This window comes from Azospirillum brasilense (assembly GCF_005222205.1).
Lineage (GTDB): Bacteria > Pseudomonadota > Alphaproteobacteria > Azospirillales > Azospirillaceae > Azospirillum > Azospirillum brasilense_G.
The window spans coordinates 517,668-530,000 of the sequence record NZ_CP032348.1 but is presented as its reverse complement, the minus strand read 5'-3'; the positions used below and the strand labels follow the sequence as shown (position 1 = coordinate 530,000).

The 12,333-nt window shown below is 70.7% G+C and carries 12 protein-coding genes, 3 tRNA genes and 2 rRNA genes (1 of these 17 cut by a window edge); 3 read left to right on the top strand and 14 right to left on the bottom strand.

Going from position 1 to position 12,333, the window contains the following annotated elements; translation table 11 throughout:
• Both D3869_RS28380 and rrf read left to right on the top strand, forming a co-directional pair.
• Positions 1–732 (top strand): 23S ribosomal RNA (locus D3869_RS28380); it begins 2,015 nt to the left of the window's first position.
• Between the two features lie 128 nt (positions 733–860).
• Positions 861–976, top strand: a 5S ribosomal RNA gene (rrf, locus tag D3869_RS28375).
• Between the two features lie 190 nt (positions 977–1,166).
• On the opposite strand, the gene D3869_RS28370 is transcribed toward rrf, so the two are convergent.
• A complete protein-coding gene (locus D3869_RS28370; protein WP_137143017.1) occupies positions 1,167–1,793 on the bottom strand; it encodes an MSMEG_1061 family FMN-dependent PPOX-type flavoprotein in 627 nt (208 codons plus the stop codon).
• A gap of 83 nt (positions 1,794–1,876) precedes the next feature.
• On the opposite strand from D3869_RS28370, the gene D3869_RS28365 reads away from it, so the two are divergent.
• The gene (locus D3869_RS28365) at positions 1,877–2,644 is read left to right on the top strand and encodes an AraC family transcriptional regulator (protein WP_137143016.1); all 768 of its coding nucleotides are present in this window, start codon (positions 1,877–1,879) and stop codon (positions 2,642–2,644) included.
• A 96-nt stretch (positions 2,645–2,740) separates the two neighbouring features.
• Here the strand turns inward: D3869_RS28365 and D3869_RS28360 are convergent.
• The 13 genes from D3869_RS28360 to D3869_RS28300 all read right to left on the bottom strand — a co-directional run bounded on the left by D3869_RS28360 (position 2,741) and on the right by D3869_RS28300 (position 12,330).
• Positions 2,741–2,815, bottom strand: a tRNA-Gly gene (locus tag D3869_RS28360).
• 4 nt (positions 2,816–2,819) lie between these two features.
• Positions 2,820–2,896 (bottom strand) — tRNA-Asp (locus tag D3869_RS28355).
• Between the two features lie 4 nt (positions 2,897–2,900).
• Positions 2,901–2,976, bottom strand: a tRNA-Asn gene (locus D3869_RS28350).
• 82 nt (positions 2,977–3,058) lie between these two features.
• Positions 3,059–3,421 (bottom strand): response regulator, encoded by a 363-nt coding sequence (locus D3869_RS28345; RefSeq protein WP_014200077.1) that lies wholly within the window; start codon positions 3,419–3,421, stop codon positions 3,059–3,061.
• 155 nt (positions 3,422–3,576) lie between these two features.
• Positions 3,577–5,034, bottom strand: coding sequence for a TadE/TadG family type IV pilus assembly protein (locus D3869_RS28340; protein WP_137143015.1), 1,458 nt, complete (start codon positions 5,032–5,034; stop codon positions 3,577–3,579).
• On the bottom strand, positions 5,031–5,630 hold the full coding sequence (locus D3869_RS28335; protein ID WP_137143014.1) for a TadE/TadG family type IV pilus assembly protein: 600 nt from the start codon (positions 5,628–5,630) through the stop codon (positions 5,031–5,033). The genes D3869_RS28340 and D3869_RS28335 overlap by 4 nt, the downstream gene beginning before the upstream one ends.
• A gap of 5 nt (positions 5,631–5,635) precedes the next feature.
• Complete coding sequence (locus D3869_RS28330) at positions 5,636–6,202, bottom strand: TadE/TadG family type IV pilus assembly protein (RefSeq protein WP_137143013.1); 567 nt, start codon at positions 6,200–6,202, stop codon at positions 5,636–5,638.
• A 7-nt stretch (positions 6,203–6,209) separates the two neighbouring features.
• On the bottom strand, positions 6,210–7,082 hold the full coding sequence (locus tag D3869_RS28325) for a tetratricopeptide repeat protein (protein ID WP_137143012.1): 873 nt from the start codon (positions 7,080–7,082) through the stop codon (positions 6,210–6,212).
• Positions 7,079–8,077 (bottom strand): type II secretion system F family protein, encoded by a 999-nt coding sequence (locus D3869_RS33305; protein ID WP_175426649.1) that lies wholly within the window; start codon positions 8,075–8,077, stop codon positions 7,079–7,081. Before D3869_RS33305 ends, D3869_RS28325 begins: the two co-directional genes overlap by 4 nt.
• Complete coding sequence (locus D3869_RS28315) at positions 8,074–9,039, bottom strand: type II secretion system F family protein (protein ID WP_137143011.1); 966 nt, start codon at positions 9,037–9,039, stop codon at positions 8,074–8,076. Before D3869_RS28315 ends, D3869_RS33305 begins: the two co-directional genes overlap by 4 nt.
• 17 nt (positions 9,040–9,056) lie before the next feature.
• A complete protein-coding gene (locus D3869_RS28310) occupies positions 9,057–10,445 on the bottom strand; it encodes a CpaF family protein (RefSeq protein ID WP_175426648.1) in 1,389 nt (462 codons plus the stop codon).
• Complete coding sequence (locus D3869_RS28305) at positions 10,442–11,653, bottom strand: AAA family ATPase (protein WP_137143010.1); 1,212 nt, start codon at positions 11,651–11,653, stop codon at positions 10,442–10,444. Before D3869_RS28305 ends, D3869_RS28310 begins: the two co-directional genes overlap by 4 nt.
• On the bottom strand, positions 11,650–12,330 hold the full coding sequence (locus tag D3869_RS28300; RefSeq protein WP_247896031.1) for a CpaD family pilus assembly lipoprotein: 681 nt from the start codon (positions 12,328–12,330) through the stop codon (positions 11,650–11,652). The genes D3869_RS28305 and D3869_RS28300 overlap by 4 nt, the downstream gene beginning before the upstream one ends.
• Positions 12,331–12,333: the final 3 nt, after the last annotated feature.

Here is a 12,333-nt window from a genome sequence, read left to right as displayed (position 1 = left end):
GAGCCATCCTTGAAATACCACCCTTGAGGTCTCTGGCATCTAACCGCGCTCCGTTCATCCGGAGCCGGGACCCTGCATGGCGGGTAGTTTGACTGGGGCGGTCGCCTCCCAAAGTGTAACGGAGGCGCGCGATGGTGGGCTCAGAGCGGTCGGAAATCGCTCGTCGAGTGCAATGGCATAAGCCCGCCTGACTGCAAGACAGACAAGTCGAGCAGAGACGAAAGTCGGCCATAGTGATCCGGTGGTTCCATGTGGACGGGCCATCGCTCAACGGATAAAAGGTACGCCGGGGATAACAGGCTGATGACTCCCAAGAGTCCATATCGACGGAGTCGTTTGGCACCTCGATGTCGGCTCATCACATCCTGGGGCTGGAGCAGGTCCCAAGGGTTCGGCTGTTCGCCGATTAAAGTGGTACGTGAGCTGGGTTTAGAACGTCGTGAGACAGTTCGGTCCCTATCTGCCGTGGGTGTCGGAGTTTTGCGAGGATCTGTCCCTAGTACGAGAGGACCGGGATGGACATACCTCTGGTGCACCGGTTGTCACGCCAGTGGCATGGCCGGGTAGCTAAGTATGGACGGGATAACCGCTGAAAGCATCTAAGCGGGAAACCCACCTCTAAACCAGAACTCCCTTGAGAGCCGTGACAGACCATCACGTCGATAGGAGGCATGTGGACGGGCGGCAACGCCTGAAGCTGAGCCTTACTAATCGCTCGATCGGCTTGATCCTTCCCAGCCGGCGGCCCGCGCGCAGCGGCAAGCCCTGGGCGCACGAGCCAACACCGCAAGAATGCAAAACGTCCTCGCTCAACGAAACCTCTGCCGTCCAGTCCGGATGGTTCGCGTGTGCCTTGGTGACCTGGTGGTCATGGCGAGGCTCCCAACACCCGATCCCATTCCGAACTCGGCCGTGAAACGCCTCAGCGCCGATGGTACTGCGTCTTAAGACGTGGGAGAGTAGGTCGCCGCCAGGTCACCACGGCACACGCCACACCACACCGCACGTGGACGCAGAAGGCTTCGCACCAACTTGACAATCGGCTTCATGAACGAAAAGCCGGCGCTTTCCCAATGGGAGGCGCCCGCTTTTCGTTGTGCCTGGGCGCTGGAGATGAGCCCCCTCCCCAACCCTCCCCCGCCGCAGGCGGGGGAGGGGATCACGGTTCAGCCGTAGAGGTCGTTCCGCATCGCATGATCGTAGTGCGCGTCGATCGTCGCGGCGGTGGAGGCGTCCTGATTCGTCATGGCGGCCAGCATCTGGCCGGGGGTCGGGAGGATGCCGCGCCCGATCCGTGATTCCGGCGCCCACAGCTTGGCCCGATTCACCGCCTTGCCGCAGTGGAACAACACCTCCTCCACGCTCACGACGATGGCCGTCTTGGGAATTTTTGTCCCCTCGGCGAGGCTGGCGCGGAGAGCCGCGTCGTCGGAGACGCGGCCGTGCCCATTGATCCGCATGAAGACGTCCAGGCCCGGGAAGAGGAACAGCATCCCCAGCCGGTCGTCCTCCAGCAGGTTGCGCATGGACTCGATCCGGTTGTTGCCCGGCCAGTCGGCAAAGGCGACCGTTTTGGAGTCGAGCATCCTGACGAAGCCCGGCGGGCCGCCGCGCGGCGAGGCATCCAGACCCGCAGCGCGACCGGTCGCGAGGCAGAAAAAGGTGGCCTTGGCGAGATAAGCGGCGTGGAAGGAGATCAACTCCGTCATGACCGCCTTCTGGACATGTTCCAGAGGCGGGTCGTAGAGCTGGTCGAGGTCGGGCGTTGGGGAGGGGAAACTCTGCGGGATCATGGCTTTCTCCTGTCGCAGGCAGTCTAGCGGGCGGCGGAAGGCGGCGCTAAGCTATGGCGGCCATTCGATAGCGGGTTGACGCCATGTCCGAAGAACGGTTCGCTTTTGCCGCGAGCGATGCGCGCGAACCGATCATCATCGCCATCTACGAGACGCAGGCCGAACATCGTGCGCTGGGGCTGCACAGCCACCCGCGCGGCCAGCTCTCCGGCCTGCGCCGCGGCCTGCTCACCATCGGCACGGAGACGGACACCTGGGTGGTTCCCGCCGACCACGCGGTCTGGCTTCCGCCCCACCAGCCGCACCACGGCTACACCCACGGCGCGGTCGAGGGGTGGAGCTGCTACATCGCGGAAACCGCCTGCGCGACGCTGCCGGACCGGCCCTGCATCATCAAGGTGTCCGGCCTGTTGCGCGAGGCGGTGATCCGCGCCTCCGGATGGCAGGGGTCGGAACTGGACGAGGCGCAATGGCGCCTTGCCATGGTCCTCCTCGACGAACTCAGGGCCTCGCCCATCGACCCCTTCACTCTGCCGATGCCGCGCGATCCGCGCCTTCTCCGGATTGCGCGGGCCTTGCTCGACGATCCCGGGGATCGGCGCGGCATGGATGCCTGGGCCGCGTGGGCGGGCGTGTCCGAGCGGACGCTGAGCCGCCGCTTCGTGGCGGAGACCGGCCACAGCTACACCGCGTGGCGGCAGCGGGCGCGTCTGATGCGCGCGCTGGAGATGCTGGCCGAGGGCGCGTCGGTGACGACCGTGTCCATCGACCTCGGCTACGACAGCGTCAGCGCCTTCATCGCCCTGTTCAAGCGGACGCTGGGCGTGACGCCATCGGCCTATTTCGGCTGAGCGGAACGGGCCGGGGACGCCGCCAGGACGGCCAGAAACGACGAGGGGCCGCTTGATGAACAAGCGGCCCCTGTAGACACTGTCGTGCCCCGAAACTGGAGCGGGCGAAGGGATTCGAACCCTCGACCCCAACCTTGGCAAGGTTGTGCTCTACCCCTGAGCTACGCCCGCAATGTGGCGCGAGTGACGGGACTTGAACCCGCGGCCTCCGGCGTGACAGGCCGGCGCTCTAACCAACTGAGCTACACCCGCAATATGGCTCCGGATGCTGGACTCGAACCAGCGACACGCGGATTAACAGTCCGCTGCTCTACCGACTGAGCTAATCCGGAACGGAGGCCGGCTTATACGGGTCCCAGCGGCGCAGCGCAAGCAGGAACTTCACCGGACGGCGAAATTTTTTCCACCCCGCGGTCAGGCGACCCCGAGCAGGCTCTGCACCGCCCGGACGATGCTGTCCTCGGAGAAGGGCTTCTGGACGACGGAGAGCTGGCCCGGCTCCTCCTTGGGCAGGTTGTCGCTGTAGCCGGTGGTGACCAGGATGGGCAGTTCGGGGCGCTGCTCCTGCATGCGGGCGATCAGGCTCGTGCCGTCGAAATGCGGCATGCGCAGGTCGGTGATCAGGATGTCGGCGGGATCGTTCTGGTCGATCTTGAAGGCATCGAACCCGTTGCGCCCGATGGTCACGCGGAAACCGCGCTCCTCCAGGGTTTCGGCAATGGTGACCGCGACGACGGGGTCGTCCTCGGCAACGATCACATGAAAGGTCTGGGACATGACGGGCGGGCCTCTTGTCTGCACGGTCCTGAATCCTGTAGCCCATCGGGCGGCGGCGGACCAATGCGCAATAGGTCATAAACCGCTGTCTCCGCCATACCGCCCCCGGCCAAGCTGTCGGCCGTTCAGCGGCCTTCCGGTCAGCGCCCTTCCGTTCAGCGGATGATCCGCAGGTTGCTGAGCTGGCCGGCGATGGTGCGGAACACCGTCTGCAGGTCCGCCGGCGTCGGGCTGTCGAAATAGTGGTTCGGGCCGGGCGAGGCGCAGCTCTGGTAGAGGGTGCGGGTGGCGCTGCTGGCGCTGTCGCCGACGGTGATGGTGAACAGGGTGATCCCCGCCGCCTTCATGTTGGTGCACAGCGTCAGCATGCGGTTGTCGATCGCCGTGGTCACCTGGTTGGTGTTGGTGGTGCCCAGCAGCCCGTCGCTGAGGCGCTGGTAGCTGGTGTAGTCGCCTTGGGGCTTGTACTTGTACCACTCGTTGTTGCCGTCGGTCAGCAGGACCACCGCCTTGGACATGTCCGGCGTACCGTAGTCGAGCGGCAGCGTGTTCGGCGTCGTGCCGCCCCACAAGCCGCGCCATTTCGGCGACAGGGTGAACCATCCGGCCTGAAGCCCCTGGTTCGCCATGGTGCCGCCGCGGTTCACCGGCTTCAGCCCGGCGATCTTGGACAGCAGGGCCGAACGGTCGTTGGTCAGCGGCATGACCGCCGGTGGGCAGCCGAGGTTCGGTCCGGCCATGTCGTTGGTCTGGCGGTAGGTGCCATCGTCGGTGATGTTGTTGGGGGTCCAGGGGTTGTCGTTGTTGTTTCCGTTGTATTGGTTGTTCGGGTACCAGAAGGGCTTGAAGGGGGCGGAGGCCGGCGGCGTGTCGGTCTGGTCCTGCGGCTGGGTGCGCGCCAGGACGCAGCCGCGCCAGCCCTGGGAGGCCCATTTGGTGGCGTCGTAGCTGCCCGCCGCCAGCCAGCTCGTCCGGGTCTTGCCGATGTTGACCTCCGCCGCGTAGGGGGCGATGGAGACCCACAAGTTCTTCGGCGGCGTGCTGCCCGGCCCGAACAGGATGTTGACGAGGTCGGTGGCGGCGCTGCGCAGCTCCCCGATGCGGTTGTTGGTCGCCATCGAGCCGGTGACGTCGAGCACCAGAGCCAGCTCCAGCCCGGCGTTGGCGCGCTGCACCTGGTTGGTGACGGAGATGGTGAGCTGGTTGACCCGCAGGACGCGCAGGAAGGTCGTCGGCAGGGTGGCGGTGACGGAGACGCCGACGCGCTGGTTCGTCTGGTCCAGGGTCACCGCCGGGGTGCCGATGGCCGCGCCGAGGAAGCCCGGCGGCAGGTTGGCCGCGACGAACATGGCGATGTCCTTCTGGGCGTCCGCCGAGGAGCTCAGCATCTTGCCGGCGGCCAGCGCCCCGGCGTCGATGGCGGTCTGGAGCCGCGACTGCACCAGGAAGGCCCGGCCGTAGTCCACCGCCAGCCCGACCATGCCCAGAAGCGGCACCGCGGCGGCGGCGAACATCAGCGCGGTGGCGCCCCGGCGGTCCCGCCGCACCGCTCCCAGAGACGCGAGCAGGCAGGCTGCGGGCCGGACGGGGGTGGGCAGGAAGGCTGTCCTCATGGCCCGGTCTCCAGCGTGGTGAGCGTGCCGAGCCGGGGCTGGTAGACGGCGCTGGCGTAGAGCGTCGTCGAGGTGCCGGCGTTGCCGAGCCACGGTCCGCTCAGCAGGTATGGGGTGAAGCGGTAGAACAGCTCGGTGAAGATGGCGTTGTCGCCGGGCTGCTGGGTGAAGCCGGGCGGCAGCTTGGCGGCCCCGCCCGCGGCGCCGAGGTGGCTGGCGGCCGAGCCGGTGCCGGCCTGCTGCTGCCACATCACCCGCGACCCCTGGCCCATGTTGGCGACCGAGCTGACGATCACCTGCCCGCCGGCCAACAGGTCCAGCGGCTGGGCGACCTCCGTCGCGGCGAGGAACAGCACGCCGACCTCGTTCCCCTTCACCACGGTCATGCCGGCGCGCAGCTTGTCGAACTGGGTGGCGATGTCGCTGACGTTGGCGGCGGTGCGATTCAAGGTCAGGCTGATGCTGACGTAGCGCACCACGTCCACCGTGGCGGTGACCAGCAGCAGAAGGACCGGCGCCAGCAGCGCCATTTCCAGGGCCGCGACGCCGCCGCGGTCGCGCAGCGGGTTTCGGCGGAATGGATGATGGTTCGTCATGCCGGTCACTGCCCCACCATGAAGGGTTCGTTGCGCACGGCCAGCCGGGCCTCGTGGACCAGCTCCGCCCGGCCGAGGATCGTGGCGCCGAGCCCGGTCAGCACCGGCTGGGTGTAGCGCAGCGCGTAGACGACGACCTGCCCGCTGCCGCCCAGCGCCGCCCCGGTCTGCCTGGCGTCCCAATTGGTTGAGCCGCAATTCAGGTCGGTCAGCGTGGTGGCGGGCGGAATCCCGCCGTTGACCTGCCCCAGCGTGGTGAAGGAGGCGTAGCTGTGGCTGCGCACCGACAGGCGGCTCTGGTCGAGCACCCGGCTGGTCAGCCGGCGCACCGTGTCGCAGACCTGGGCGCGGCGGTCGGTGAAGCCGCTCGCCAGCTCCCCGGTGAAGCCGCTGCGGGCGGCGGCGCGGGCGGCGTGGTTGAGCAGGCCGTCCACGGTCAGCGAGTAGGACACCTCGGCCAGGGCGATCATTCCCGCGATCAGCGCGGGGGAGACGATCGCCAGCTCCAGTGTGGTCAGGCCGCGGCGGTCACGCAGGGGGCGGAGGAGGGAGCTGCGCTTGCGGCTAAGCATGGCCGCCTCACGGCTTGAAGGCGACGAACTGGCGCGCCGTCTCGTAGAAGGCCAGGTTGGAGCGCACGTTGGCGTCGTCGAGGTCGAGCCGGGCGATGCGGGCCGCCGCCTCCAGATCGCCCTTCAGCCCGTAGGCCAGCGCGAGGTTCTGACGCACGCGGGGGGAGTCGACCCCGCCCTGCACGAGGCCCTCCAGGATCGCCACGCCCTCCGCGCTGCCGTTCAGCGCCAGCGACAGGCCGAGGTTGGCCATGGCCGCTGCGTTGTTCGGCTCGGTCTTCAGGATGTGGCGGTATTCGCCCTGGGCCTCCGCGTGCCGCCCGGCGAGGTCGAGGGCGACGCCGCGGTTCAGACGGGCGCGCAGGTCGTCGTCGTTGCGGCGGAGCAGGGCGTCGAAGCGGTTCAGCGCGTCGGCGGGGCGGTTGGCGCGGATCAGCGCGCGGCCCAGCGCCGTCTGCACCTCCACATTGTCGGGCACGGCGGCGGCGGCCTTCTGAAGCTCGACCACCGCGTCGGCGGCGGAGCCGCTCTCCGACAGGGTCTCGCCCAGCCCGAGCAGGGCGCCGACATGGCCGGGCGCCTGATCCAGCACCGCGCGGTAGAAACGCACGGCGGAGCCGGTGTTGCCCGCCTCCTGCGCGGCGCGGGCGAGGCGGAGCTGCACGCGCGCCTTGTCGTCCAGCGTGGCGTTGGCCGTCGGGCCGCTCTTCGATCCCACCGGCCCGCCGCCCGGCGCGGAGGCGCAGGCGCTGACCGACAGCAGCAGGAGGGCGGCCGCCGCGGCGCGGCCCAGACCGGAGAGGCGCTTCCTTGGCCTCGAATCCCTCTCCCGCCCCGGGAGAGAGGATGTCGGATGCGATGGGTCCGGGGCGGCGATCATGGCTGACCTCCCTTGTTGGTCTGGCTGGAGTGGATCTGTTGGTTCGTGCCGGCACTGTCGAAGCTGCGCGAGACGTCGAGCATGGCGGGGCCGCCGACGACGATGAAGACGCAGGGCAGGATGAAGACGACCATCGGCAGGGTCAGCAGCACCGGCAGGCGGGCCGCCTTCTCCTCGAACCGGGCGAGGCGCTGGGCGCGCATCTCCCCGGCCAGGACGCGCAGCGCCTGGGCCAGCGGCGTGCCGTAGCGCATGGCCTGGATCAGCGTCGTCGCCATGCCGCGCACGCCCTCCATGTCCAGCCGGGCGGCCAGATTGTTGAGCGCGCCGCCACGGTCGGACAGCACGCGCATCTCCGCCGCGGTGGCCGACAGCTCGGCGCTCAGCGCCGGGTAGGCGGTCGCCACCTCGCGGGCCACGCGGTCCACCGCCGCTTCCAGGCCGAGGCCGGCCTCGCCGCAGATCACCAGCAGGTCGAGCGCGTCGGGCAGGCCGTTGCGCACCTCCTCCAGCCGGCGGTCGCGCATCCGGCCCAGCGCCAGATCGGGCAGCCGCCAGCCGAGCAGGGCGCCGGCCACCACCTGCGCCGCCGCACCCGGCGCGCCGATCAGCGCGGGCAGCAGGTCGCCCGCCGCCGCCGGGACCAGCGCCATCCCGGCGCCGATGCACAGCAGCTTGATGCCGAGCAGCGAGTAGAGATGGCCGGGCTGGTTGTAGCCGGCGGCGATCAGGCTCCGGCGCATCCGCTCCCGGTCGGCGGACCCGACCAGCGGCGTGCGGGCCAGCCAGGCGCCGACCCGGCTCAGCAGGCTCCGGCGCTCCGCCTCCGGCTCAGCGGACGGCGCGGTTCCGGCGCGCAGCCGCTCCAGCCGGGCCAGCAGCCGCTCGCGCAGCACGCAGGAGCGCAGCCCGGCTACCCCGGTAAGGATCATCAGCACGCCGAAGCCGAGAAGGACCGGCGGCGGGATCAGGCCGCCCATCACGCCGCCGCTCATGACAGGGTCCTCCGGATGAGGAGCTGCATGGAACCGACGCCGACCAGCAGCAGCCCGCCCGCCACCAGCAGCATCGTCTGGCCGCTCGGCTCGTCGATCAGCCGCATCGCGTAATCGGGGTTCAGCATCGCCATGCCGCCGCCGGCCAGGAAGGGCAGGGCGGCCAGAACGGCGGCGGAGCTGCGCGCCTCCGAGGTCAGGGCGCGGGTGCGCATCTGCACGCGGCGGCGCTGGCGGATCATGTCGGCCAGATTCTCCAGCGGCTCGGTCAGGTTGCCGCCGGTCTCCCGCTGCAGCAGCAGGGTGACGACGAAGAAGCGGAACTCCGGCAGGCGGACGTTGGCGGCGGCGCGCGTCAGCACGGTTTCCAGGTCGATGCCCATGGCCGTCTCGTCGACGATGCGGCGGAACAGCGGGGCGATCGGCTCGGACAGTTCGGTGCCGACCATGCGCAGGCTTTCCGACACCGGGATGCCGGCGCGGGTGGCGCGGACGACGAGGCTGATCGCGTCGGGAAGCTGGTTCATCAGCGCCTCCAGCGTCCGGCGGCGGCTGGCGGCGAAGACGAGGCGCGGGGTGACCAGCAGCGCCACGGCGGCGGCGGTCGTGGCCCCCGCGTCGCCCATCACCGGGCCGCCCAGCCACCAGCACAGGGCGGCGGCGATCACGGCGTACAGCAGCGCCCGCCACAGCCGGATGCCCGGCGGCAGATAGACCGTCTGGCGCCGCGCGTAGAAGCGCGACATGCGCCGCTTCACCCGGTCGGCGACGGTCAGGGTTCCGGCGCCGGTGATGTCGGGGCTGCCGTCCTCCGCCACCGCCTGCGCCTCGGCCGACAGGGCGGCCAGCCGGCGGCGCAGCGCCGTGCGGCGGCCGAAGGCGCGCAGGGTGGACAGGGCGAACAGCAGCGTTCCGACGCCGAGGAGGAGGGTGGCGAGCTGCAGGGCCTGGATGCGGTCCATCGCGTGTTCCTCCCGCGCTACACGCCGGTGGTGGCGGCGTTCCAGGCCGCCTCCTGCCCGAAATAGGCCAGCCGCTCGGCGAAGCGCGGGCGCAGGCCGGTGGCGGCGTAGCGCCCCTCCAGGATTCCGTCGCGGTTCTCGCCGCGGAACTCGAAGGTGAAGAGGTCCTGGGTCAGGATCACGTCGCCCTCCATGCCGACCAGCTCGGTGACGTGGGTGATGCGGCGCACGCCGTCGCGCATGCGCTGGACCTGGACGATGACGTTGACCGCCCCGGCGATTTGCTGGCGGATGGCGCGGCTGGGCAGGTTCATGCCGGCCATCAGCACCATGTTCTCGACGCGGCTCAGCGCGTCGCGCGGGTTGTTGGCGTGGATGGTCGACATCGACCCGTCATGGCCGGTGTTCATGGCCTGGAGCATGTCGAAGGCTTCCGCCCCGCGCACCTCGCCGATGATGATGCGGTCGGGGCGCATGCGCAGCGCGTTGCGGACGAGGTCGCGCTGCGTCACCTGCCCCTGGCCCTCCAGGTTGGGCGGGCGCGTCTCCAGCCGGACGACGTGGGGCTGCTGGAGCTGGAGTTCGGCCGCGTCCTCGATGGTGATGACGCGCTCGGTCGCCTCGATGGGGCGGGACATGGCGTTGAGCAGCGTCGTCTTGCCCGAGCCGGTGCCGCCGGAGATGATGACGTTCAGCCGGCAACGCCCGATGATCTCCAGCGCGCGGGCCATCGGCTCCGACAGGCTGCGGAACTCCACCAGCTCGCGGAAGCCGATGGTGCGGCGGGCGAACTTGCGGATGGAGATGCAGGCGCCGTCGAGCGCCAGCGGCGGCACCACGATGTTGACGCGGCTGCCGTCGGCCAGACGGGCGTCCACCATGGGGCTGGACTCGTCCACCCGCCGCCCGACCGCCGAGGCGATGCGCTGCGCGATGTTCAGCAGATGCCCGGCGTCGCGGAAGCGCACCGGCATCTCCACCAGCTTGCCGCGCTGCTCGGCGAAGGTGCGCGACGGGCCGTTGACCATGATGTCGGTGATCGCGTCGTCGGCCAGCAGCGGCTCCAATGGGCCGAGGCCGATCATGTCGTGGACCAGCTCCGTCGCCAGCGTCGCCTGCTCGCGCCCGTTCAACTGGCTGCGGCTGGTGGTGGCGATGTCGTCGATCAGCCGCTCGACCAGTGGGCGCAGCGTCTCCGCCGGCATGTCGGCGATGGTCGCCGGGTCGATGCGGGCCAGCACCTGCGACCGGATGTCGTTCAGCGAGCGGTTGACCGGGCGGACCGCGGCGAGCGGCGGCGGAACGGGGGGCGACGCCGGTGCCGGGGCGGGCTTCGGCTCCTCCACCGGCGGGCTGGCGACCGCCAGGGAGGGGGGTGCCGCCTTGCGGCCGAACAGCGTGCTCATCGCCGCACCCAGCGGCGGAACAGGCCGTCCTGGGCGGCGGGCTGGCCGGCGACGTCGGCGCCCAGCCGCTCCATCGCCTCGCGGAAGCGGCGGCAGTGGCGGAAGGCCGGCTCGCCGACGCCCGCGGCGACGGCCAGCGGCACCGGGCGGTAGGGCAGGGCGTGTTCCGGCGGCTCGCCCAGCGTGCGCATCAGGTCCGCCGCGGGAAGCTCCCCGGGGGCGCCGCGCCGGTTCAGGACGGTGACGAGCCGGCCGCCGCCGGCCCGCCGCGCGATGGCGGCGCGCAGCCGCACCAGGTCGCGCAGGCCCGCGACGCTGGCGTCGCCGACCAGAACGGCGATGGACGCCGCCTCCAGCGCGGCGCGGGCGGCTCCGCCCTGGGCGCGGCCGGCGTCCACGACGACGTAGTTGTGGCGGGCCTGGAGACGGTTCAGCACCGACAGGGCGGCGGTCGGCGCGATGTCGATCACATCCTCCACCGGCTCCTCCGCCGCCAGGACGGACAGCCGGTCGGAGGCGGCGACCATGGCGCGCTCCATGAACACGTCGTCCACCCGGTCGGGCGCCTCCACCGCCTCGCGCAGCGCCGGCTCGGGCCGCAGGTTGAGGGCCAGCGCCACGGTGCCGTTCTGCAGGTCGAGGTCGACCAGCGCCGTGCGCCCGCGCGCCCCGTCGGCCAGCCAGCAGCCGAGATGCACCGCGACCGTCGTCGTGCCCACGCCGCCCCGCGCGCCGACCACCGCCACCAGCTTGCCCAGCCGGCCCGCCGCCTCGTCCGCCGCGGCACCGGCTCCGGCGGCGCGCAGCGCGCCCTCCAGCAGGTCGCGGGACAGCGGCTTGAACAGATAGTCGGTGACCCCGATCCGCCGCAGGTCGCGGTAGAGGCCGATGTCGTTGCTGTCGCCGACCGCGATCACCCGCACCGACGGGTCGCAGACCCCGGCCAGCGCCTCCATGGCGGCCAGCGGCTCGGCGATGCCGGACAGGTCGACGAGCAGCAGGTCGGGGGAGCGCTGGCGCGCCAGATCGCGGGCGGCGCTGCGGATGTCGCCGGTCCGCACCTCACAGGGCAGCAAGGACGGGGCGGTGCGGGTCAGCAGGGCGGCGCTGGCCGCGTCGGCGACGTAGGCGAGCAGGCGGGGACCGGTGCCGCGGGCGGCGTCGGCCGGCGAGGGCGCCTCGCCGAGCAGGGTGGCGAGCAGGCTCATTGGTCCTCCTGGCTTCCGTTCAGGGCGGGGGCCAGCAGGAAGGCGCTGGACGTGTTCCCCTTCACGAAGGGCTTCACCTTGTCGGCGCGGTAGCGCTGGACGGCGCCGGCCATGCGCTGGCCGTCGGCGGGAACGGTGTCGCGGCCCTGGATCAGGTCGCGCGGGTCGGCCAGCATCAGGGCGAGGTTGCGCTGGTTGCTGCAGCCCAGCGCCGCGGTCGGGGTGTTCTGGTACCAGCCGCTGTAGATGTCGCTCCACGCCGCGCAGTCCGGAGCCAGGGCGACGTAGCTGGTCACCTGAAGCGCCGGGGCGCCGGTCTGGTCGGGGGCGAAGGTGATGTTCTCCGCCGGCACGCCGGCCCCGCCCAGCAGGGAGACGGTTGCGGCCTGCGCCGGGGCGGCGAGCAGCGGGCCGGTGACCGTCACGTGGGGGGTGGTGTCGCGGCCCAGCCCGGCGACCGTGCGGACCACCCGGGCGCGCTCCTCCGCCGCGATGGCGCCGCTGCGCGGGTCGATGGCGAAGGGGACGGCGTTGCTCAGCGCCTTGACGGCGGGGGTGCGGGCGGTGGGCATCGGCGGGGGCGTCTGCGGTACGGCGCAGCCGCCCAGCAGAGCCGTGAGGAGTGGCAGAAGCAGCGTCGGCGTTCGCATGGCTTTGGGCAGCATGGCTTTGGGCATGGC